At 47.9% G+C, this 23,610-nt stretch carries 23 protein-coding genes; 14 read left to right on the forward strand and 9 right to left on the reverse strand.

Going from position 1 to position 23,610, the window contains the following annotated elements:
- The first annotated feature begins 169 nt into the window (after positions 1 to 169).
- The 9 genes from IPG80_RS19520 (at position 170) to IPG80_RS19560 (ending at position 6,546) form a co-directional block, all read left to right on the forward strand.
- Positions 170 to 382 (forward strand): hypothetical protein, encoded by a 213-nt coding sequence (locus IPG80_RS19520; protein ID WP_345110656.1) that lies wholly within the window; start codon positions 170 to 172, stop codon positions 380 to 382.
- Positions 379 to 726, forward strand: coding sequence for a type II toxin-antitoxin system PemK/MazF family toxin (locus IPG80_RS19525; protein ID WP_345110658.1), 348 nt, complete (start codon positions 379 to 381; stop codon positions 724 to 726). The genes IPG80_RS19520 and IPG80_RS19525 overlap by 4 nt, the downstream gene beginning before the upstream one ends.
- Positions 727 to 912: 186 nt before the next feature.
- The gene (locus tag IPG80_RS19530) at positions 913 to 1,842 is read left to right on the forward strand and encodes a DMT family transporter (protein ID WP_345110662.1); all 930 of its coding nucleotides are present in this window, start codon (positions 913 to 915) and stop codon (positions 1,840 to 1,842) included.
- A gap of 155 nt (positions 1,843 to 1,997) precedes the next feature.
- Complete coding sequence (locus IPG80_RS19535) at positions 1,998 to 3,719, forward strand: P-loop NTPase fold protein (RefSeq protein ID WP_345110666.1); 1,722 nt, start codon at positions 1,998 to 2,000, stop codon at positions 3,717 to 3,719.
- A 220-nt stretch (positions 3,720 to 3,939) separates the two neighbouring features.
- Positions 3,940 to 4,197, forward strand: a complete 258-nt coding sequence (locus IPG80_RS19540; RefSeq protein ID WP_345110668.1) for a CopG family transcriptional regulator — start codon at positions 3,940 to 3,942, stop codon at positions 4,195 to 4,197.
- Positions 4,191 to 4,547 carry a type II toxin-antitoxin system PemK/MazF family toxin gene (locus IPG80_RS19545; RefSeq protein WP_345110671.1) on the forward strand — a complete coding sequence of 119 codons (357 nt, stop codon included), beginning with the start codon at positions 4,191 to 4,193 and terminating at the stop codon, positions 4,545 to 4,547. Before IPG80_RS19540 ends, IPG80_RS19545 begins: the two co-directional genes overlap by 7 nt.
- Before the next feature lie 191 nt (positions 4,548 to 4,738).
- A complete protein-coding gene (locus tag IPG80_RS19550; RefSeq protein WP_345110675.1) occupies positions 4,739 to 5,596 on the forward strand; it encodes a DUF6193 family natural product biosynthesis protein in 858 nt (285 codons plus the stop codon).
- A gap of 244 nt (positions 5,597 to 5,840) precedes the next feature.
- Positions 5,841 to 6,398 (forward strand): hypothetical protein, encoded by a 558-nt coding sequence (locus IPG80_RS19555; protein ID WP_345110678.1) that lies wholly within the window; start codon positions 5,841 to 5,843, stop codon positions 6,396 to 6,398.
- Positions 6,382 to 6,546: a hypothetical protein gene (locus tag IPG80_RS19560; protein ID WP_345110681.1), complete on the forward strand. Its 165-nt coding sequence runs from the start codon at positions 6,382 to 6,384 to the stop codon at positions 6,544 to 6,546. The genes IPG80_RS19555 and IPG80_RS19560 overlap by 17 nt, the downstream gene beginning before the upstream one ends.
- Positions 6,547 to 6,564: 18 nt before the next feature.
- On the opposite strand, the gene IPG80_RS19565 is transcribed toward IPG80_RS19560, so the two are convergent.
- Positions 6,565 to 7,512 (reverse strand): IS110 family transposase, encoded by a 948-nt coding sequence (locus tag IPG80_RS19565; RefSeq protein ID WP_345110684.1) that lies wholly within the window; start codon positions 7,510 to 7,512, stop codon positions 6,565 to 6,567.
- A 313-nt stretch (positions 7,513 to 7,825) separates the two neighbouring features.
- Here IPG80_RS19565 and IPG80_RS19570 point away from each other — a divergent pair, with 313 nt between their 5' ends.
- The 5 genes from IPG80_RS19570 to IPG80_RS19590 all read left to right on the forward strand — a co-directional run bounded on the left by IPG80_RS19570 (position 7,826) and on the right by IPG80_RS19590 (position 13,988).
- On the forward strand, positions 7,826 to 8,347 hold the full coding sequence (locus tag IPG80_RS19570; protein ID WP_345110687.1) for a zeta toxin family protein: 522 nt from the start codon (positions 7,826 to 7,828) through the stop codon (positions 8,345 to 8,347).
- Positions 8,348 to 8,539: 192 nt separating this feature from the next.
- Positions 8,540 to 9,163 (forward strand): class I SAM-dependent methyltransferase, encoded by a 624-nt coding sequence (locus IPG80_RS19575; protein WP_345110690.1) that lies wholly within the window; start codon positions 8,540 to 8,542, stop codon positions 9,161 to 9,163.
- 360 nt (positions 9,164 to 9,523) lie between these two features.
- A complete protein-coding gene (locus tag IPG80_RS19580; protein ID WP_345110693.1) occupies positions 9,524 to 12,709 on the forward strand; it encodes an Npt1/Npt2 family nucleotide transporter in 3,186 nt (1,061 codons plus the stop codon).
- A gap of 65 nt (positions 12,710 to 12,774) precedes the next feature.
- On the forward strand, positions 12,775 to 13,167 hold the full coding sequence (locus tag IPG80_RS19585; RefSeq protein ID WP_345110696.1) for an ankyrin repeat domain-containing protein: 393 nt from the start codon (positions 12,775 to 12,777) through the stop codon (positions 13,165 to 13,167).
- A 71-nt stretch (positions 13,168 to 13,238) separates the two neighbouring features.
- Positions 13,239 to 13,988, forward strand: coding sequence for a hypothetical protein (locus IPG80_RS19590; RefSeq protein WP_345110698.1), 750 nt, complete (start codon positions 13,239 to 13,241; stop codon positions 13,986 to 13,988).
- Positions 13,989 to 14,042: 54 nt separating this feature from the next.
- On the opposite strand, the gene IPG80_RS19595 is transcribed toward IPG80_RS19590, so the two are convergent.
- The 8 genes from IPG80_RS19595 to IPG80_RS19630 form a co-directional block, all read right to left on the reverse strand.
- A complete protein-coding gene (locus IPG80_RS19595) occupies positions 14,043 to 15,011 on the reverse strand; it encodes a hypothetical protein (protein ID WP_345110700.1) in 969 nt (322 codons plus the stop codon).
- 133 nt (positions 15,012 to 15,144) lie between these two features.
- A complete protein-coding gene (locus IPG80_RS19600) occupies positions 15,145 to 16,182 on the reverse strand; it encodes an SIS domain-containing protein (protein WP_345110703.1) in 1,038 nt (345 codons plus the stop codon).
- A gap of 19 nt (positions 16,183 to 16,201) precedes the next feature.
- Complete coding sequence (locus IPG80_RS19605; protein ID WP_345110706.1) at positions 16,202 to 17,779, reverse strand: glycoside hydrolase family 3 N-terminal domain-containing protein; 1,578 nt, start codon at positions 17,777 to 17,779, stop codon at positions 16,202 to 16,204.
- 1 nt (position 17,780) lies between these two features.
- Positions 17,781 to 18,623, reverse strand: a complete 843-nt coding sequence (locus IPG80_RS19610) for a carbohydrate ABC transporter permease (RefSeq protein ID WP_345110708.1) — start codon at positions 18,621 to 18,623, stop codon at positions 17,781 to 17,783.
- Positions 18,624 to 18,633: 10 nt separating this feature from the next.
- Positions 18,634 to 19,788, reverse strand: coding sequence for a sugar ABC transporter permease (locus IPG80_RS19615; RefSeq protein WP_345110711.1), 1,155 nt, complete (start codon positions 19,786 to 19,788; stop codon positions 18,634 to 18,636).
- A gap of 71 nt (positions 19,789 to 19,859) precedes the next feature.
- Complete coding sequence (locus IPG80_RS19620; RefSeq protein ID WP_345110714.1) at positions 19,860 to 21,236, reverse strand: extracellular solute-binding protein; 1,377 nt, start codon at positions 21,234 to 21,236, stop codon at positions 19,860 to 19,862.
- Between the two features lie 98 nt (positions 21,237 to 21,334).
- Positions 21,335 to 22,183, reverse strand: a complete 849-nt coding sequence (locus IPG80_RS19625) for a PIG-L family deacetylase (RefSeq protein WP_345110717.1) — start codon at positions 22,181 to 22,183, stop codon at positions 21,335 to 21,337.
- A 50-nt stretch (positions 22,184 to 22,233) separates the two neighbouring features.
- Complete coding sequence (locus IPG80_RS19630; protein WP_345110720.1) at positions 22,234 to 23,610, reverse strand: ROK family protein; 1,377 nt, start codon at positions 23,608 to 23,610, stop codon at positions 22,234 to 22,236.

The raw sequence follows: 23,610 nt of genomic DNA on the forward strand, positions 1-23,610 counted from the left end.
TTACGCCTTATCATTTTTCTGGTTGGACGGCTTCGCCGTCCCCGCCCCAGCGCAGGTAACGCAAACCGTTAGACCCCTTCTTTGCAAAACTAAGTTTCAAAACCTGTCTGTTATTGGTGTAAAATAAATTCAGGCAATCCGCTTTTAACGAATAATGGAGTAAAAAGCCATGACACTTGACGAGAAAATCCAACGATACGCGCAGAAACTTCCGTACTCATTTCAGGAAGAATTGTTCGACTTTGTTCAGTATTTACTTGTGAAGGCTGAACAACAAGAAAAGAATGATTGGGCTTCTTTATCATTATCATCAGCAATGCGAGATATGGAAGATGAACCCATTTTGTATAGCATTTCAGATATTCGGGTGAGCTTTGCATGAAAAAATCAGGGCAGGTTGTTGTCTTTCGATTTCCTCAAACTGACCTTGAAGAAGGCAAATTACGCCCTGCTCTTTTATTGGGAAAGTTACCTGGCGAGTATGATGATTGGTTAATTTGCATGATTTCTTCGCAAACTCGCCAATATATTTCGGGGTTTGATGAAGTTATTGAAGATAGTTCTAAAGATTTCAAACAAAGCGGGTTAAAAGTTACAAGCGTAATTCGAGTTGGACGTTTAGCGGTTGTGTCGGGCGATATTCTTCTTGGCGCAATTGGTGAAATTTCAAGCGAACGCTTAAATCGTGTCAAGAATAATCTATCCAATTGGTTATCTGAAAAATAAAACGGGGTCTAACAAAGCGTGCACCTGACGCTGGGGATTCTGCGCACATCCCAAGCAGTTTTCAACGCCTTAGCATTTTTTCTGGCTGGACGGCTTCGCCGTCCCCGCCCCAGCGCAGGTAACGCAAACCGTTAGCCCGCCTTCGCATTATCAATAATTAATTCACCAATATAGGATAATGAACTGATGACCTCAAAGTTACACATCAAAGCCGTATTGCAAGCGTTGTTTGTAACTTTTTTATGGTCAACATCGTGGGTGCTTGTCAAGATTGGATTAAAAGCCAGTCTACCCGCAATTACTTTCGCAGGTTTGCGTTATTTCATTGCTTTCCTTTGCTTGATTCCATTTATTCTAATCAACCCGACTCACCGAAAAACATTACGCACCTTTTCTCGTGCCACATGGGGACAACTTGCTGTACTTGGAGTTGTGTTTTACACACTGACACAAGGAGCGCAGTTTGTGAGTCTTGCTTTTTTACCTGCGGCTACTTTGAGTTTACTGCTTAATTTTTCACCAATTTTTGTCGCATTGTCGAGCGGTTTTCTAAAAGACGAATCACCTTCAATAATTCAATGGATCGGTATCATCTTATCGGTAGTAGGTGCAATTGTTTATTTTTTTCCATTGAATATACCCACAGGGCAAGTTCTTGGTTTAACGATTGCGCTTATCGGCGTTTTGGCAAATTCAGGAGCATCCATATTGGGAAGACGAGTCAATCATCAAAGTGGCTTATCGCCCATTCTTGTTACGGCTACAAGTATGGGCATTGGTGGTTTACTGCTATTGATTATCGGAGCAACGACTCAAGGTTTTGGTAATCTTAACCTTATGCAGTGGCTAATCATAGGCTGGCTTGCGGTTGTCAATACGGCAGTTGCATTTACATTGTGGAACAGCACCTTGAAAACACTTACCGCTGTTGAGTCGAGCATCATAAATAGTACGATGTTGCCGCAGATTGCGATACTAGCGTGGCTGTTCTTAGATGAGCCTCTAAACCCAAGACAAATTCTTGGTATAGTTCTTGTCGGAGTTGGCACATTAATTGTTCAACTATGGCGGCATTTGCCAAGTGTTGTAAAATCTATGGCAGTCAAGCCTGAATAGAGCGGCGGGCTAACAAAGCGTGCACCTGACGCTGGGGAGTCTGCGCACATCTCAAGCATTTTCACACGCCTTATCATTTTTCTGGCTGGACGGCTTCGCTGTCCCCGCCCCAGCGCAGGTAACGCAAACCGTTAGCCTGCAAATCCAGGAGATACATGTCATCTTTTAAATTATTAAACGACTTGGCTGTGGACGAAGAAAAAAACTCTAGGACAGATGGGTTGGGTTTTCAAACCTACGCTCGTGTTCTTGGCAATGCCGCACTTGGGACAGAAGGACCCTTTACTATTGGTATTTTTGGAGAATGGGGTACTGGCAAAACAAGTCTTATGCACTTAATGCAATCCTACCTAAACACCGACAAGAATGTTATTACAGTCTGGTTTAATGCTTGGAGATATGAAAAAGAAGAACATCCAATTGTCCCGTTGTTGGCAACCATAATCAGGGAACTTCAACTAAATCGCACCTTTACACAAAGTCTAAACAATCAAGGGCGGGAATTTCTCAATGCATTAAGAGCAGTTGCTTATGGGTTTTCCGCAAAGTCTACGATTAAAGTTCCTGGACTTGCAGAAATTGAAGCATCTTTTGTTGCAAAAGAAATGGTTGAGAGAGCAGAAAGTTTGTCGAATGACCCTTTATTAGGAAGAAGTCTATATTATGAAGCGTTTGAACGCCTTTCTGCAATAAATATCGGGGGCAAGAAGAAGATTGTAGTATTTGTTGATGACCTTGACAGATGTTTTCCAGATTTAGCAATAAAACTTCTTGAAAGCATAAAACTTGTTTTATCTCAAGCAGGGTTTGTTTTTGTCATAGGTGTAGCCCGAACAGTGATCGAAGGATATTTACAGCATCGGTATCAAAAAGAGTACGGTCTCGAAAATTTTGAAGGAGAATTTTATCTCGACAAAATAGTTCAATTACCTTTCCATATTCCACCTCACCATGAAAGAGTAAATCAGTTTTGCGATAGTCTTCTGAAACAACTTGACCCCGCTGACACCAATGTGTTCGCATCTATCTTGCCTACAATTGCAAATACGACAGGTGGAAACCCAAGAGCAACAATTAGGTTTGTAAATAATTTATTGATAGACCGAGCGATTAACCATTCATTGGCAGAGACAGACGAAATGGAGTCAATACCAATTGAATATTTCGCCGTCACAAGAATTCTCCAACAGCAATGGTTTAACATATTTTCAATTATCATCACTTCGCCTGAAATTGCCCAAGAAGTATCAAGTTGGAGCAAGGAACAACTCTCTCAATATTCCCAATCAGAAAACAAAGACCGCTCTTTCTTGGCAACAAGATTACTATCAGACAGACTATTATCAGATTTGCTTTTGTCCACATACGGACAATCTTGGTTAAAGGACGAAAATATTCGTAACTCTACAATCGGATTCCTTAAGCACAGAACACAAGAAGCCGAAGCCTACAGAGAACACCAAGAAAGAAAATATGATATTTTTATTTCTTATCAACGCAAAGACAAAGAGCATGTTGATAAAATCGCAAGCGCATTAACTCAATCCAATATTTCAGTCTTTTACGATATGACTTCGTTGTTACCAGGCATGGATTGGGAAGTAGAAATAAAATCTGCTTTAACTAACTCAAAAGGTGTTTTATTTTGTTTCGGAAAAGACACGATGAAATTTGGTTATGTTCAAAAAGAAATAAAGGTAGCACTTGATTACGTTGAAAAATCACCTAAAGACTTCCGCTTGATCCCAATTCTCTTGCCTGGCGCAGACATTGAGACACTTCCCTTAGAGATAAAAACGTATCAATGGTTGGATATGCGAGATGGCGTTTCTTTAGAAAAGACCATGCAAATAGTTCGTGCTCTTTCAAAATGGTAACAAATGGCAAAAAGCAGGCTAACAAAGCGTGCACCTGACGCTGGGGATTCTGCGCACATCCCAAGCAGTTTTCTACGCCTTAGCATTTTTCTGGCTGGACGGCTTCGCCGTCCCCGCCCCAGCGCAGGTAACGCAAACCGTTGGGCTGTACTTGGCACAATTGGCGATTGACATTCAATCAAAGCATAGTTATACTGCAAGGAACAGAAAGGTATAACCAATGGCAACTACAGTTAAAACCGCTATCTCAATTCAAAAGTCTTTATTCGAGCAGGCTGAAAGTCTGGCGCAAGAATTAAATGTTTCCAGAAGCGAGTTGTTTGGGCTTGCTATTGAATCATTTGTCAAAAACCGTCAAAATCAGATGTTGTTGCAGGAAATCAATAAAGCATATTCTGATGAGCCAGATACCAACGATAAAGTTCGTCTCTCTAAAATGCGTAAACATCATCGCAAAGTTGTGAGGGATAAATGGTAATTAATCAAGGTGATATTTACTGGATAGAATTAGATGAACCAAAAGGTTCAGAGCCAGGATATAGTCATCCTCACGTTGTCGTTCAAAATAATGTTTTCAATGCCAGCAAAATTAATACCGTGATTGTTTGCGCATTATCTTCAGTTCTAAAACGGGCGGAAGCCCCTGGAAATGTACTCCTTGAAAAAGGTGAAGGAAATCTTTCAAAACAAAGCGTAGTTTTAGTTTCCCAAATTTTCACAGTAGATAAGACACAATTGGGAGAATATATTGGAACGATATCAGAGCGTCGAATAAAACAAATCATTAAGGGGATTTACTTGATGACAGAAATTCGTAATCTTGATTGAGCAGTTTTAGATAGGCAGGGAACCTTATAAAACAAAAACAGCCCAACAAAGCGTGCACCTGACGCTGGGGATTCTGCGGCAATCTCAAGCAGTTTCCTACGCCTTATCATTTTTCTGGCTGGACGGCTTCGCCGTCCCCGCCCCAGCGCAGGTAACGCAAACCGTTAGCCCACTGAATATATAAAATCATTATGCCGTTTGTTGAAGTGCTAAAAGAAGTTGACGCCACACTCTATCCCGACATTGTAGAAGCGGGCAGTATAAATGCCGCAATTTCAAAATGCTTATCTGATATTGGTAGCCGTCTTGTTGCAGGCGAATCGCCAGTAAATAAATTTATGCCATATGTAAGGGTTGTAGAAGGCTCACGTTCTTCACAAACACAGTTGAGTAGTGGACAACGATTATTCCTGACTAATTTTTGGTCAGAAGGGGTAATGTTTGGGAATGCCTCTTCAGACAACCTTGCGGATATTGCTAGCGCTATTCACGCCTGGATAGCGGAAAAATCGTCAATTGAAAAAATGTCTGTGCTATTCAAATTCTTTTCGCCCACTGAAGGCGGAAAAGCACATGAAGCAGGCAATTATGTGGAACTTCATTGGAAAAGCCTTCTCGAAACTTGGAAAATTAGCCAAAATCCTTTCAAAATTAGAAGCATCAAAGGATTGCATTCTTTTCTTTCCATGAATTTACTCCACAAAACACGGTTTATAAATGGATATTTCACTTACTTATTTCATGGCAACTATAAATTTTCGCCCATTCCACTTATCAAAGCGGCGATGAAAAGACCAGAGTTAAGGCAATTATTTCCATTCACAAGTTTGAATACTCTTTGTTTTAGCCGAACTACTGGTTACCCATTTACTATGGACTGTCCAAGCGTCGCATCACAGGGAAATGGCAAATACTGTGTGTTCGCCCCTTCTTCACGTGAAGTAATTGGAGAAGGTACAATTGATGAAGTTATAGAAATCGTTATTAAAAATTTACCACCAAACTGTGGCGCAGCAGTAAGTGGAACCGCTGATGATTTTGTGTCTTAAAATAAGCAAAGTATGTTTGCAAAACACGTGGGCTAACAAAGCGTGCACCTGACGCTGGGGATTCTGCGCAAATCTCAAGCAGTTTCCTACGCCTTTTCATTTTTCTGGTTGGACGGCTTCGCCGTCCCCGCCCCAGCGCAGGTAACGCAAACCGTTAGCCCGCTTCGAACAATCAAAACTGACTTTGATATAAAATGGTTTGACAAATCCAACCAATCAACCCGTGGATTTGCGAGGGAGACCTATGAATAACATTCTCGTCCCAAAAGCATTAGACGCCAACCGCAAAGGGCGGTTGACCTTTCTCCAAGCGGTCGGATTAATGGGCTGGGTATTGTTCGGCACGTTCCCTTTTTTAGCTGGAGTCGCTATGTTCGGCGCGTTCATTTACAGCCTGATTACCCATAAATTCAATGATATTGGAAGTATTATTTTGGGGGCTATTTTCAACGTTGGCTTCGCTGCAGGGCTTATGTGGATGGGATACCTAATTGGCGGAAGACTACTAATCGACATGCTTTTCGGTCAAGTACGCCAAATCGAAGGTGTTGGTATGAAATACAGCGGTTCGGGCGGCAGCGGCAGGGGAAAAGTGTATTATTATTCTGTTGGTCAAATGAACTTTCAAATCCCGTCCTACGGAACTTATAAATCTTTACACAATGCGAATGTTGTTCTCGCTTATTATCTTCCGCTTAGCAAAACACTGGTCAATCTTGAATCCACCTATTCAATTACTTCTTATGGCTCGCGTGGGTTTCAAAAGCTTGAAGAAGCAGAAAGAAATGCAAAAAAGAAATAAAACGATTGATCTGGCAATTGCTTCCGCTTTCAAAGCCAGCAAGCATAATTGGTTCTGTTCTGAAGCAAGCAAAGTTGCTAAAATAAAAAGCGGGCTAACAAAGCGTGCAGCAACTGTCTTGAAAGTCAAGAGCAAAACCCTCCTTTAAGGGAAAACCCAGTCCGCCTCAGGCGATGTCCGTCTGCCTGAACGGGGCTTTGTCTCGCATCATTGCATTCAAGATCGTTAGGAACTTCCGCATACACGCGGTCAACGCCACCTTCTTTACCTTCCCCCTCCTCAACAATTCCTGATACTGCGCCTGGATCAATGGATTGAAGCGCGTCGCCACCAGGGTCGACATATACAGTACGTTGCGCACTTCCACACGCCCTCCCTTGGTCTTGCGATAGCCACGTTTCTTGCCACTGTCCGCATTCATGGGTGCCAAGCCCACCAAGGCGGCGATCTTCTTGCGGTCCAGCTTTCCAAGCTCTGGTAGCTCAGCCAACAAGGTTGTTGCGGTAATCCGCCCGACTCCCTTGGCACTCGTCAGGATCTGCTCCTGTGCCTGCCACTCTTCATTCTCTTTCATGAACTGATCCAAGTCCTTTTCCAGCCGCTTGATCTCTTCCTTTAGGGTCTCGATCATCCGCTCCACCGAGCCGCGCATCTTGGGCGGAACTGTCCGCAGGCGGCTTTTTTCTGCTTTTAGCATCTCTTCCAGCTGTCGTCTCCTCACCAAAAGTGCGGATATATCTCGTCCCGCCTCACTTTTCGCCTCAAACCGCCTCGGTTTCATCTGCTTCCCGAACTCTGCCAGGTTGAACGCATCCAGCTTGTCAGTCTTGGCAAGGAGTCCGCTGGCGCGGGCGTATTGTCTCACTCGCGTTGGATTCACCACGGCGACAGGTAGCCCGGCTTCGTACAATCCCAGCACCACTGCCCGCTGATAGCCGCCGGTCGCTTCCACCACGATCAGCTCCGGGTTCAAGGCTTGTAACTTCTTGATCAGTTTCCCAATTCCTCCTTCATCATTCCCCACTTGACTAGCTTTCTTCTCCCCCAGCACTGCAACATCCAACTTGTCCTTGGCGACATCGATCCCGACGAACTTTCCGCTACTAGTTGTCATTCCGACCTCCGCTTTGTATAATGGAGTGGAGCCCACGCTAGTATTCGGTCTTTATGACCTTGCAACTGTTCGGGCTCCTGACGTACTGGACACGGCGATCCTGCTGCACGACGGTCTTACCTGACGACCTACCTGACATCGATCTGCCGTGTCCACCCTTAAAGATACTACCTGACGCTGGGGATTCTGCGCAAATCCCAAGCAGTTTTCTACGCCTTAGCATTTTTCTGGCTGGACGGCTTCGCCGTCCCCGCCCCAGCGCAGGTAACGCAAACCGTTGGGCAGTTCCTTACTCAAAAAATGGAGAAAAATTATGTCGGAAGAAAAAAATATCAAAATTGATTTCGGTGCAGAAATAAAAAAGTATTTTGACAATACTTCAATTCCTACAAATGGTTCACCTGAATTTGTGTTGCTCTGCGGCGCTGTCTGTAATGGTAAAACCACAATGCGTAAGCAACAATATTCCAAAGGCTATGTCCTTATTGACGCAGCCGAAATATTCTTAAGCCTTAGCAACGGCAAATATTATGATTTTGGAACAACTTTTGAAGTGCCGCTCAAATTAATAGGAAATCTCATTACTCGACAAGCCATAAGAGAAAGACGAAATATTGTCACAGAAATAATTGGCGCAACAAAGGAAGTAATGTTTCCAATTATTGACGCCATGAAATCTATCGGCTACAAAATTAATATGATTTATGTTGAATGTGAAATGGAAGAAGCTTGGAGAAGGAATGTTGAAAGAAGCAACGACAATATTTCTGCCTACTATACAGAATCGTATCACCAAAGCTGGATTTTAGAAGCAGTTCAAAAAGAAGGGCTTTAAAGCGTTCTTGCAAAACATGCCCAACAAAGCATGCACTGGACGCTAGGGATTTCTGTGACGTTTTCAAGCATTTTTCTACGCCTCAGCATTTTTCTGGCTAGACGGCTTCGCCGTCCCCGCCCCAGCGCAGGTACCCACAGGGCAAGCCGCAAACCGTTGGGCGCTTCGCGAAAACATATAAGGAAAATTATTTTGAGTAGATTTGGTTCTGACCCACTTACTTTTTTTAATTCTGTGTACCAGAATATTGCACCCTGGGATATTGGAGTACCTCAACCAGCAATGGCTGCTCTTATTGAAAAATACTCTCCCGCAAATCCAATTTTAGACCTTGGCTGCGGCTCTGGCGACCTTGCGATTTATTTAGCAAAATTGGGGCACCAAGTTGTTGGGGTCGATTTTGTTGAATCCGCTATCAAAAACGCACAAGACAAAGTTTCATCCCTTCCCAATGAGACAGCCCAATTATTAAGTTTTCAAGTGGCAGACGCCCTAAAGCCATCTTTACTTCAAGAAAATTTTGGAGCGGTTTTTGATTCTGGCTTTTATCATTTATTTAATCTCGAGCAATGCCAGCAATTAATTGATGAAGTTGCCTCAATCTTGAAGCCACATGGCTGTTATTATTTGCATGAGTTTGCAATCGAGTTCCCAATACCTAACGTACCTCGCCAAATTTCAATTAATGAATTACAAACACATTTTACGGTTGAAAAAGGATGGCGTATTAAAGAAATTCAAACGGTAGAATTCTTAAGTCGAGTCGCTCCTCCTGTGCCAGCAACCTGTGCTTGCATAGAGCGTCTTCCAATCTAAAACGGCCCAACAAAGCGTGCAACAACTGTCTTAAAAGTCAAGAGCAAAACCACCTTTATTTAAAGGAAAACCCAATCCGTCTTAGGTAGAAAGCGTCTGCCTGAACGGAGTTTTGTCTCGCATCATCGCGTTCAATATCGTTAGAAAATTGCGCATACACGCGGTCAGAGCCATCTTCTTCACCTTCCCCCTTCTGAACAATTCCTGATACTGTTGACTGGATCAACGGGCTATACCTCGTTTCCACCAAGGTAGACATGTATAACACGTTCCGCACTTCGACACGTCCACTCTGACGTATCTCACTTTTTGCCTCAAACCGCCTCGGTTGCACTTTCAAATAGGATAAAATTACTCCTAATGAAATCCCGCATTCTGGCACTTCTCAATATCCGTCCCGGCGAAGAGCGAAATGTCTTCCTTATGCTTACCCAGTATTTCTTCATGGGTGCAGCTATGCTCTTCGTTCAATCCGCTTCGTTGGCGCTATTCTTCACCGAATGGGATGCTACCGCGATGCCATATATTTACCTTGGCATCGCGGTCATTGTTTCCTCCATCACAGCCATATTCCTAAAGATCTCTGAACGCACCTCTCTGGCACGCTTTTTAATTCTGAGCGTGCTTTTTGTTTTACTTGGCAGCCTTGCCTTGCGCATTGGTCTGGCAGTAACGGCATCCAAGTGGCTGCTGTTGGCACTACCCATCTGGTCGCAGACGCTGGTCAATATCACTGTTACGGCGTTCTGGACACTGGCAGGGAATATTTTCGATATACGCCAAGGGAAACGCATCTTTGGTCTGATGAATGCCGGTTCATGGCTGGCCTATGTGGTCATGGGTCCCTTCACCACACCACTGGTAAATGCGCTCGGCACCGAAAATCTTTATCTTGTCATCGCCGGATGTTTACTGATTGCATTCTTACTACAACAGGTGGTCATCCGTGCCAACCCAGGCACCCAAACACTGCCTGAGGCTGCCGAAGGGCAAACACAGCAAAATTCCATTTTACAACTCTTCCGGGTGCGTTATATTGCCCTTATCTTTGCGCTCATTACCTTATGGCGTTTGTCGTATTTCATCCTTGATAATATCTTCTACGACCGTGCCACCTTGCAATACCCATCTGCAGATGCGATGGCAGGATTCATCGGCGGATTCTTCGGACTCGTTGGACTGCTTGGCTTCATCACCGATATTTTCCTGACGGGACGCATCATTTCACGCTTTGGTCTGCGTGCTGGTCTTCTGGCTACTCCTGTACTGACCATGCTCTGCATGGCGGCGATGGCTGCTACAGGCACGCTCGCACCCAATATGATCTCCCTATTATTCTGGCTGGCAGTTGCAGGGAAATTCACCAACGAAGGCTTGGGCTTCTCCCTCGACCAAACCGCTTCGAACGTTCTATACCAACCCATCCACGAACGAATCCGCACCCGCGCTCAGACCGTCACCGAGGGCATCATCCAGCCGCTTGCCATTGGGCTTGCAGGCGGATTACTCCTGTTATTCAACACCATCCTGAAATTCAACGCCATCCAACTTAGTTACATCTACCTTGTCGCTGCCGCCATCTGGATCATTATTTGCATCGCTCTGATTCGTGCCTACCCCAAGGCATTGACCGAAGCCCTGCACAAACGCAGATTCGGCGATAAAGGCATCCTGCTCACAGACAGCGCCAGTATTCAGATCGTTCGTAATGCATTAAAAAGCAATCACCTTACCGAAGTTCTGTATGGGCTCGACCTGCTGGAAAAAGGCGAAAGCGACACACTGCCCGACGACTTCACCGAGTTGGTACACTCTGCTTTTCCCGAAGTACGTGAGGACGTTATCAAACGCATTGAACGGCTCAATCTCACATCACTGCTGCCTGTCATTCAAATGCAATTAAAGGCTGAAACCAACCCAGCCGTCCGCGAAACTGCTGCCTGTACCATGATCGTGCTCGGCGCAGACTCCAACACTGCCTTAAATTTGCTCTCCCAGAAGGACGAAGCCACAAAACGCGGTGCAATGATCGGCTCACTACGCATCTTTACTACAGGCAAAAGATCAAACACCTATCAATATCTTAAAACGTTGGCTTCATCATCTGAAAACACAGACCGCATCGAAGCCTGTGAATTGGTTGCGATCGCTGCTAACTCCGCCTTATGGGAAATTCTCCTGCCGCTTCTACGTGATGAAGACCTATCTGTTCGAAAGTCAGCTTTGCGGGCTGCTGCAAAGATCCATAACCCTGCTTTGTATTATGCGGTTATTCCTGCATTAGGGTCGCCGCAAACGCGTAGCCTGGCATTTAATGCATTGACCACCAGCGGCAATGACGCCCTGCCTTCCATAATTGAAGCGCTCAAAAATGATGGATTGCACCGCCGTGTACACTTACGCTTGATCCGTGCTTGCTCGCATATCAAGAGTGATGAGGCGCTCCATGTCCTTGAAGAACTGATCCAACACCCGAACACCAGCATCCGTTCTCGAACCCTGCTGGCTTTGCATGATTGCCGGTACAAGCCCCGGGGAGAGTCTGATTCGCTGGTTAATGATCAGATCAAGGCGGAGTTTAGACGCGCAGCCTGGTTGCAGGCAACACTCCATGATCTGGAAAAATCATCGCAAACGGATGTTATTCAACGTGCCGTGCGTCATGATCTTGATGAAACGGTTGAGCGTCTATTCCTTTTGTTCGGGTTGATCTATGAAACGAATGCCGTCCAACGTGCTCAGAATGCTGTTCGAAGGCGCGACTCAAATAAAAGATCGTATGCCCTCGAAGTCCTCGATACGACCCTGGAAAAGACACACAAGATCCCATTCATTGCGTTGCTGGAGGAGTATCCGCCGAAAACGAAGTTGGAGAAAATGGGCAGCGATTTCAAACAGATTTTCCTACCGCCTGCGGGTCGAATACTTGATATCCTCGGAAACCCATTGGCACAACAAAACCCATGGCTGGTGGCAACCGCCATTGAATTCTCCGGCATCATGGGCATCACAGCCGAGAATGCGACCATGCAGTCACTGACCGAGTCAAGCGAGTCATTGGTAACACGGATGATCCGTCAGAAAAGAAAGGGAACAACTATGTTAAGCACTGTGGAAAGAGTGATCATATTAAAGTCGTTGAGTATGTTCGCAGAAACACCCGATGAAGCCCTGGCGGAATTGGCAGACCTGCTGCAAGAGGTTGTAACGCAGCCCGGTGAAGTGATCGTGCGCGAAGGAGAGACTGGCGACAGTTTGTACATTATCGTGGATGGAAAGGTGGAAGTCGTTGACGATAACCGCGTATTAAACCAGCTTGGTGCACGGGCAGTTTTCGGAGAACTCTCGCTTCTGGATTCATCGCCGCGCACCGCCACCATCCGTGCACTGGAAGAGACCTCACTCCTGCGTCTGGATCAAGCCCCATTCTACGAGATCATGAGCGACTATGTTGAAGTGGCAATGGGAACGATCCAAATGCTCACCCGTAACCTGCGCGCCCGCACCGGCGACGTACTGGAGTTAAGCAGAATGCTGGGGCAATAACCCTGACCGAGATCTGCATAATTTACCGGAACATTTTTTCAACACTTGTACGAATAGGATAAAACATGGAAAACAAACCCGCACTAGATCTAAAACTTGTAGAAGAATTTGTGGGCGTTGCTCACGGAAATTTCGCCCGCGTAAAAGAACTGCTTGAGCAGGAACCTGCCCTCGTCAATGCGACCTGGGATTGGGGCGGCGGGGATTTCGAGACCGCCCTCGGCGCAGCAGCCCACATGGGCAACAAGCCCATCGCCAACTTTCTGCTCGAACATGGTGCCCGGCTGGATATTTTTGCCGCCGCCATGCTTGGCAAATTGGCTGTGGTCAAAGCCGCACTGGAAGCTTACCCCGACGCGGTTAATACACCTGGTCCACACGGCATTCCTTTGTACGTCCACGCCGAAGCTGGCGGCGCTGATGCAAAAGCCGTTGTAGAATACCTTGATTCTTTATAGTACCAAAGGGTTCTTTTCAGGTTCAAATGCTTAGCTATAATCCGGGCATTCGTTTACCATCAGGAGAAAAAATGAAAAAGAGAAATCAAGCTACCATTGGAATGATTGCAGCAATTGTCTTGCTGGCATGTGCCTGCCCCGTTACGGGTTTGCCCGCCCTTGGCGGAGACGCAACCCCGACCCCAGACTTTTCTTTTGTTCCGCCCGCCACAGAAGAAGTGCCGACCCAAGCCGTTCAGGTTCCGTCTAACGTTCTTTATAGTGACGACTTCAGCGCACCAAGCGCTGAAATGGAAACCTACAGCGGAGAAGACGGCACTGCTGGCGTGGAAAATGGAACCTATGTCATCCGTTCCACAGGCGACCTCTGGCAATGGGGTAAATCCACTTCTCAATTCGCAGACACCGTTGTCGATGTGGATGTGACTATGACCGTCGGTCCGACCAACGACAACGCCGGTTTTGGTGTGGTTTGCCGTCTGACCGAGCGTGAAGATACCTCAGTTGATGGTTATATGATCGCGATCAGCGGCGATGGATATTACAGCATTCGTGATATCACCGCCAGCAACATGACCGCGCTGGTAGATTGGCAGTTCTCGGATGTGATCAATCAGGGTGCTAATGCTACCAATCACTTGAAAGTCACCTGCAGTGGCAACAACCTTTCCCTTGAAGTGAACGGCGAAGTAATCGCCACTGCCAGCGCCACCCCTGGCGACGATCTATCTGGTTCGATCGCATTCTCGGCGATCTCCTTTGAAACAGATCAACCGGTTGCCGAAGCGCACTTCGACAATCTGGTTATCAGCCAACCGTAAAGTCTTTGCACTAACAAAAAAGCGGACGCTTCAGCAGCGTCCGCTTTTTTGTTGTCACGAAGAGCGCATTTTCTGTCGCAAAAACGCCGCCTCAAAAATGCGGTCAAAAAAGCCCTTATATCCGGCTGCGTCGTACAAGATCATATAGTCCGCAGGACCATACTCTTTGGGAGGCAGCATAATGGCAGGGTTTGGATTGATCTCCAGAATAAATAACTCGCCTTGCTCGTTCATGCGGATATCGCAACGCCCATAACCGGAGATACCCATTGCCACGAACATACGTCGCCCTTCATCCTGAAGCCGTGCCCGCAAACCGGGTTCGGTCACTTCCTTAAAATCAAAGGGGATGTTGTAATCCCATTTGATATCCGTATGCCAGAATTCTTCGCCTTCCGGAAAGATCAACTCAGCAGGCGGGTAAACAAATGGCTGACTTAAATCTTTGGGATTATCCACCACCAACACGTTGAACTCCTTGCCGACGATAAATTCTTCCATACGTGCCGCGCCGAACTCATTGCAGACTCGTTTTACCTGAGTCAATACCTGCTCGAGAGTATCAGCCCTTGAATCCTTAAACATCCCCATGCTGCCATAGCTCTGGGGGTGTTTCACCATAATGGGAAAACGCAAGTTCTTAACAAGCTGTTCAGCTTCCTCCACACTATGCACACGATAACCCTTTGCAAAACCGACCCCATGCGCATCAGCAAGCGCCTGCATTTCTTCACGAGTGGGGTCAAAACAGCGCGAGTCTGCGCCAGTAAAAGATAAATTGAGCGCTTCCAAGGCTTCTACAACTTCATTGGCTTCATATCCAAGCTCTTCATCTTCTTCATCTTCAAATTCGTAACCTTCGCAAATATTTAAATAGACATCAAATTCCCCAGCCTCGGCAAGAGCACGGATCTTCTCTTCAACCGGCGCAGTCAAGGTAACCATCTTCCAATCGTAATCTTTTAAATAAGGAGCAGGATTAAATTCCTCGATAAATTCATCAGATAAAACACAGACGCGCATAAGGTCTCCAGATTTTTGAAGGATACGCAAACGACAGCCGCTTACAGCAGCTGTCTAATTGCATTTGCGATTATCCACCCATTTCCGATTCAGCAATTGATTTTTTAAGAAAAATAGAGCAGATTGCTCTGCTCTATTTGGTCTCCGTCACCTTGCGGATGCTGCGCGGCTGCTCTGTGTTGTACCCCTTGGCAAGGGTCAAATGATAAGCGAACAGTTGTGCTGGCAAAATGCTCACCAATGGAGAAAGCCATTCTGGTGTGTCAGCCGGGATCTGCAGTGGAACCTGCGCCAATGACAGCGCCTTTTTATCGTTCGAGATCACCACCAACTCTGCGGCAATATCAGAACGCAGACGCCTGAGCATCTCCAGCATCGAGTCCAAGACTTTGCCTTTCGCCGCCACTGCCAAAACAGGATATCCGCTCTCGACCATGGCAATCGGACCGTGCGCAAAATCAGCAGAGGAATATGGCTCGGCGATGATATAGGTCAACTCTTTCAATTTTAGTGCCCACTCGAACGCTGTTGCATAATTGAATCCGCGCCCCAACACAACGGTTTGGTCAATATAACGATAACGTTGTACGGCTTGGGCGACAACATCATTTTGTTTGAGCGTTTCGCGCATCCATGCTGAGACTTTACCGAGGTCATCCCACATTTTTTTGTTTCCACTCAGTGCTGCCGAAAGCATCGCAATGGACATCAACTCAGTGGTATAGGTCTTTGTAGCGGCAACCGCTTTCTCTGCTCCGGCTTGAAGCTCCAGTACAAAATCAGAATTCTGTGCCAACGGCGAATTCGGCTCATTCGTGATCGAGAGCGTCATGCAGCCTTGCCGCCGCCCTTCCTCCAGCACACTCACAATATCCGGTGACTTGCCTGATTGCGAAACACCGATCACCAAAGCATTCTTCAACGTCGGCGGCTTTTTGTAATAAGTGAACAAAGAAGGTGTCGCCAACGCAAGCGGAAGCCCGTTCATGGCGCCTAGCAAATAATTGGCATAGCGCCCAGCGTTATCTGATGTTCCACGAGCGGCAAGGAAAACATAATCAACACGGTGTCGCTGAATCTCTGCAGCGATTTTTTCTATATGCTTTCGTTGCGAAGATAACAAGCTTCTGATGCGCTCCGGTTGTTCATTGATCTCAGAGAACAAAGTCATGATGAAAAGACTCCGCGCTTCATTCCAAGCCGGGAATGGATACCGGCAAACGACCGGTCATTTCGCTGTGACCGAATACGGCTTTAGCCACTGCCCGCATGGACGGCTCCAAAATGCCGTATGTACACACATAGGTAGAAGACTGTGGAAACACCGCAAGGTCATACGGAAGGCGCATGGCAATAATGATGACAGGTTTCCGCATCTGTAACAACTGGCGGACGAACTCCGCCTGCTTTTCTTCAGCATAGGCATTGATCGTGCCCATTATGAGCACATCATACTCACGAACTTGTTCCAATACCTTGGAAGTGTCCTGTTCGCTCGGCGCATACGGCATCTTGAATTCATCCGTCTGTGCGTGATACGCGCGAATAGACTCAGCAAGTTTGGGTTGGATATATGAGGATGTATCTGCCGGGGTCAAGTCTTTTGGAACAGGGATAATGACGGCGATCCGTTTTTCAGCTTCGAGCCGGATGGGTAGATATTTCTTCTCATCGCGAACCAGTGTAATGGACTTCTCCGCGATCTCATTCGCTATTGCCATGTGTTCAGCACATTGAATGACGCTTAAGTCTGGCGAAGTGGCATTTTCAGTCAGCCAACCCTTCAGTTGCATAATCCGGTCTATTGAGGCTCGCAGATTCTCTTGTGAAAGTTCCCCATTTTGTGCGCCCTGCAAAAGCGACTCATAAGCTCGCATATGGTCTTGCGGATCAGTGGTCATGAGCAAAATATCTGCGCCTGCTTGGGCAGCACGCAGGGAGTCTTCACGCAGTAACTCTCCCTGACGGATGGCATGCATATCCATCGCATCGGTGATGACCACGCCGGTATAACCGAGGTCTTGGCGCAAAAGTCCGTTGATGATATTGGGAGAAAGGGTGGCAGGCGGCGCAGACTCGCCGTCGATGGAAAGAATGCCGAGGTGGGCTGTCATCACCAGTTTGGCATCTGCTTGCAGCGCAGAGCGGAACGGAGTCAACTCCACAGAGTGGAGTCGCTCACGCGAGTGCGGCACAGTTCCAAGTCCATGATGTGAATCGCTGGCGGTGTCACCATGACCAGGAAAATGCTTGACCGTCGCCGCCACTCCTTGAGATTGAATCCCTTCGATCATGGCAGCCGCCAGTTCACCCACCAGCTTTGGGTCTTCGCCAAACGAACGCACGCCCACAACGGGGTTGTTCGGGTTGATGTTAACATCGGCACAGGGCGCGTAATTGACATTGACACCGATCGCCGCCAACTCACGTCCAAGCACTTCGCCTGCTTTCCTTGCGAGTTCGAAGGAACGCGTTGCACCGAGCGCCATATTGCCGGGCAGGGGGGTGCCATCACCGAACGCCATGAGTTGACCACCTTCTTGGTCGGTTCCGATGAGCAAAAGCGGCAGACCCAATTCACGCGCGAGGTCTTGCAAAGATTGATTTAGTTTTTTGATCTGCGCAGGCGACTCTATATTAAATGGGCGAAAAAGCGTGACGCCGCTGGGATGATAGCTTTGAAATGCCTGAACGATCTCAGGGGAAAGACTTTCTTTGCCGCGAAACGCCAATAAAAGTTTTTGACCGATCTGATGTGCGAGATCCACATTAACCTTTCAAGCCAGAGACCACAACGCTTTCGAGAATGAAACGTTGGGCAAAGAAGAAGACGACGATGAGCGGAGCGGTGGTCAGCACGGCGGCGGTCATGATAGTGGGCCAGGGCTGAACCGTTTGATTGATGTTATACAGCGTGGACACATAGACCGGCAATGTGTAAAGGTCAACGGTCTGCAAATACATAAGCGGTGTGAGCAGGCTGTTCCACAGACCGACGAAGAGAAAAGTAGCAACGGTTGCCAATGGCGCTTTGACCAACGGGAGGATGATCTCCCACCAGATCTGAATGTGATTGGCACCATCTACGAAAGCAGATTCGTCCAACTCTTTTGGAATTTGAGACATGGACTGCCGCAGCAAAAAGATCATCGCGGCACCGCCCGCAAAATAGCCGGGAACGACCAGCGGATTGAACGTCCCAATCCAATTAAGTTTATTGAAGAAAACGTACTGGGGAACAATGAGAGCCTGCGAAGGGATCATCATGGTGGATAGCATCAGAAAGAACACGATGTTCTTTCCGGGCCAATCCACTCGGCTGAAGGCATACGCAACGGCAGCAATGGAAATCAAGGTCCCGACCAGCGCCAATGTGACATAAAAGACCGAGTTGAAGTATGAGCGCAAAAAATCTTGATTCTGGAAGATGGCGGTATAGGCTTCGATGGTCGGGCTGTCGGGGATCCACACCAGACCGGGCGAGTTGGTCTCTTCGACGGTTTTGAGTGAGGAGGAGATCATCCAAAACAGAGGAAAACTCATTAAGACCGTCGCCCCGGTCAGGAGGGCGTAGAGTGCAACACTTTTGAAAATGGGAAAATATTTTTTCATTGCACTCATCCTAATAAATATCGTAGGTCACCCAGCGGTCCTGCAAGTGGAACTGGAGCACCGTAACGATGAGAATAATGACAAGTACCACCCATGAAATAGCGGAGCCATATCCGATCTCAAAATGGCTGAAACTCTTCTGCCAGAGATAATAGACCATGGAGATCGTGGATGAAACGATGGGTTGGTTATCGCGATAAAGAACAAATATAGGCTCAAAGATCTGCAGGGAGCTGATCATGCCCACAACAAGATTATAAAAAATATAGGGGGTCAGGAGCGGAAAGGATATTTTCCAGAATCGCTGCCAGGGGGTAGCTCCGTCCACCTGGGCGGCTTCGTGCAATTCCTTTGGGATGTTGTTTAAACCCGCGAGAAAGATCAACATCATGGCGCCACAACCCCATACCATCAGCAAAATGACGGACATCTTCGTCCACAGAGGACTCTGTACCCAAAGCGGGACCCGGTTCTCAGCTGGGAAACCCGCTTCGATGACCTTCATCATCAGGTTATATTTCCCGGTATTCAAACCAAGAAAGAACGCAGCCGTTACTTCTTGAATATAAATCACACCGCGGTTGATGTAGTTGAACGGCGGGAACGCTGTGGAGATCATGCGAATAAGCTGATTAATAATGCCTGTACCTGTATTCAACATTAAACGCCAACATAAGAGAACAGCTGTATTGAAGCCAAGAATGACCGGCAAATAAAACGCCATGCGGAAGATGCGTTCTCCGCGCATTTTTTGGTTAAGTAACACTGCCAACAGCAGAGCCACACCGATCTGTAACGGCAGCCCGATCACTGTCAGATACAGTGTATTGAGGATGGAGGCCCGAAAGCTTTCATCTTCAAACAGAATGGTTTGGTAATTTTCCGCCCCCAGCCATTTGGTCGGCTCACCGGAGGCAATACGGTAATCAGTAAAGCTCCAATACAGGGAAAAGCCGAGGGGCACCACGACAAAAATGAGAAAACCGACGATCCATGGTGCGGCAAAAAAATAGCCCGCAAACGTACTTTCCTGAAATTTAGGAGATGCGCCGCGCGCTCTTGCAATAGCCTTGGCAAGATAGCCCAAGCCGTAACTACAAGCGATAATGAAAAAGACTGTAAACGCAGCAGTGACGAGAACATTTAGGTATGGATTTTGGGGCATGGCATCTCCCATAAGGAGCTCGGATGGGGATGTGATCCCCATCCGAGCTTATATTTCTTACGTAGTATAAATTATTGACCGAGCGCAGCGAGATATTCTTCCTGGATCTTCGCGTTGACTTCTTCAACAGTAAGCTCTTCGGTGATCAACTTGCCGAGCGCGTCCTGCATGATGGTGGAGAGCTTGGCAGCTTCCTTGATGCCGGCGAAGCCAACACCATACTGTGAAGCCAATTCCGCTTCGCGCTGGAGTTGGGCGGATTCGGTCACGTAGCCGTACTGCGAGTCGTTGCGGGCAGGGATCAGACCCATGGTCTCATTCCACTTGTTGTTGGCTTCCTTGCTGAAAGCCAGCTTGAGCCATTCGGCAGCAAGTGCCTTGTTCTGGCTGTATTCGGGTACGGCGAGCCAATCATTGAACGCGAGTACAACCGGCTTGCTGTTGGGGAAGTTCTCAGGATCGCCATAGAACGGTTCGATGGTGACATTTTCCCAGATCGGGCGGTCGAAAGCAGGAGCAGCCCAGCCGGAGTGCGCAAGACACACAGCGCCATTGCTCTTGCCGGTGGCATCGTCTACATCAATGACAGAACCCTGACCGGCGGGTAAAGCACCCACCGCATTCACAGCTTCACCGTAGGTCGCCTGACGCATATCAAGCAGGAACTGGGTGGCAGCCAAAGCTTCGGGGGAGTCGAAGTTGGGGGTGCCGTCGGCTTTGTAGAGTTCGCCGCCGAGCGAGTAATACACGAGCAGCCACCATTGCCAGTCAGCCATGGAGCCAGCGTCTACAGGGACGAGCGCCTGCTGAGACAAAGAATTGGTAGCCGGGTCGATCACAGAGGCGGTGGAGGCGAATTCCTTCCAATCCGCAAAGTTCTGCGGGGTGCCCTTGGTCCAGCCAGCGGTTTCCATCAAGTCGGTGCGGCAGAACACATAGCGCGGAGCGGTAAAGATCGGCAGACCACGGAGTGAGCCTTCATACTTGGCATTTTCGAGCGCAGGACCAAAGTTGGAGATTTCATCCCATGCGCCTTCGCCGAGGTATTCGTCCATGTTGGCAAGATTTTCGCCATACAGGGTGTTCATTTCGGAACCGAGGTTGATGATGTCGGGACCTTCGCCAGCGGCAAAGAAACCGCTGAAGGTGGTGTCCCAGCCAGACCAGGAGCCTTCGGTGATCTCAACGGTCACGCCAGGGTGTGCGGCTTCGAAAGCAGGGTTGATCTCTTCCTTCAACCAGGCAATGGTATCGGGAGTGTAATCGAGCAGGTAGATCTTGAGGGTGGTTGCTTCACCAGAAGCAGCTTCGGTGGCAGCAGGGGCTTCCGTAGCGGCGGCTTCAGTGGCAGCAGCAGGGGCTTCGGTGGCGGCAGGGGTGCCGCAGGCAGCCAGCACCATGCTAGCCAACACCAAAAGGGACAACAAAACGAACAGTTTCTTTTGCATCTTTCTTCTCCTTGTGTATTTTTGTTTCAAACAAATTTCCAGCTCAATGAAGTTGCGCGTCCATAGTTCGTGCTTCTCCATTCCGAACTAAACAGGATTTAACTCATCCTGCGAATTCGCTCGTTCACATCCTTTACAAATCGCTGCATAAACCCGCCGACAAAATCCGCAGGTGTCATACTCGCATCGTTCATCAACGGAGTCATATCGACGCCAAAAGAAATTCCCTGGGCATCATCTACGCCGTGTGATTCAAAATACGTCGCATTCGCACGGCGGCGGCCCATTGAAGCCAGGTCGTAGCGCTTACCGCCCACAATCTGTGAATCGAACACACCCAATAAAGCCGCTTGAAGGTTCTCATGTCGTGTCAGGTCCATCGTGAGCTTATCCGAGTCGACCATCCAATCCAACGCACGCCAGACTTCACAACCCACGACTCTCTCCGGGCGTTCAGCCGGGCTCAACCTTCTGAGCGCTTCGATCACCCTCAAAGCGACGCCCACGTGTGTATCGTGTTTGTCCGCAAAGTTATGGGTGTAAACCACTTTCGGCTTGGTTGCCCGTAGAATGGCAAGGAGATCTTCCACTGGCTCAGCTCGTGCAGCATCTTTTATGACCTTGCTGGGAATATCCAACATGATCTGCGCCGCAAACTCACCGACGATCGCCGCCTTACGCTGTTCCTTAAAGCGCACAAGCCGCATCTCGTCGTCGCTGTAATTCTCGTAAATACTATTACGGGGAGAACCCCGTCCGTCGGTTACAACCACGCCGGTAAACCATTTGTCCTTTTGCTGAAAGCACTCAATGATCGGCTGCGCCGCCATGATCTCAATATCGTCCTGATGTGCGGCAAGGCAAAGATGCGTTGTTCGGGCAAGCGCCTGCTCTTCGGGCTCGTTATCGGGGACATAAATTTCTGCTGTATCGAGATGAAACTTCATAAGTATTAACTCCGCTCCGTTAAGGGTTTACCCGCAACAGAACAAGGGATTTACACCACCGGCAAACTCGCCGCTGCAACAGACTGCCCCACCCGGCGGATCTTCTCGTCTGGCAGATGCAGTTCGATCTTCTTCAATAATTCAGGGAATTCGGTTTTGAATACTTTCTTTGCGCCTTCGATCAATAAGTCGCCGCCACGCCCCGAGGTGCAACGCCCCAGGATCAAAATGTGTTTGATGTCGTAAAACTCAGCATAATGAGCAATGCCATAACCAAGATAAATGCCCATGCTCTGCCAGATTTTGGTCGCGCCGTCTTCGCCGGCCTCCAACTTCTTCTGCACGAACTTCAGCTTCTCGGCATCAGTCACATCGACAGGGACTTCAATCCCCGCTTTCGGCGCCAACCGAAAAACACACTGCTGTGAAAAATACGAAGCGCCGCAACCTTTGTCGCCAGACCATTCTTCCACGGGTGCCGTGGGGCTATAGTCGATGGGCGCGAACGCCAACTCATTCAGCCAGCCCATGATGCGACCTTCCATATTTACATATCCCGCTGCTTCGCTTGAGCCAAGCGCAATACCCAAGATGCCGTTATCTTCGATCGACATCGAGCCAGCCAATGCGGTCACGTCGCCATCATTTATGACTTCCAACGGCACACCCATCTCATCACGGATGCGCATGAACATATTCTTAATGTCGCCAAATTTTTCGGCAGGAATACCACGGAACAACGAAGCCACCATCGGGCGGTTATCCACATAAATGCCTGCTGAGCTTCCGCCAATTGCGTCTACACGCGGCATTTTGCCCGCAGCAGTTCTCAGGGCTGTCATCACCTCACGATAATGGTAGTCGGGGTCGCTATTTTTACGCGGTTCCCAGATCACTTCTTCGCTATAGATCGCCTCGCCATTCACTACAGCGCTCACCTTGCGGTCTGATGCGCCCAGGTCAAAGCCAATGCGATAGCCAGCCAAATTGCGCCCAAGTAACTTCCCAGTCTCGCATGCGGCGGGCACTTCATCTGCCCCGCAGATCACAACTGAAAATTCCTTCTCGTATACCTGCGTGCCCATAAAATGAAAGTCGAATTTCTGCGCACCGTTCGCAGAGAACACACTTCGAACATGTTCACCCACCGCCTTCGGCGCACCGACATAAACAGTATGCCCGCCGCGCTGCCAGAGCAAAAATTTCACAATGCGCTCAATATACGAAAAATTGGATGCGAAATCAGGATGCCCTTCAGGATAAACCACGGTCTCGAAGCGCGAGATATCGCCCGCGCCTCTTTCCAAACCGAGTACTGCTCGCACCCCAACCAGCTGGGTGTTTAACTGAAAATTCTTGTCTGCCAATACCGCCGGACGAAAGTCTGCATCCAAGGGCGGCACGACTTTAGGTTCGATCAATTGCAT

The sequence above is a fragment of the Candidatus Villigracilis vicinus genome (genome assembly GCF_016702885.1).
GTDB classification, from domain to species: domain Bacteria; phylum Chloroflexota; class Anaerolineae; order Anaerolineales; family Villigracilaceae; genus Villigracilis; species Villigracilis vicinus.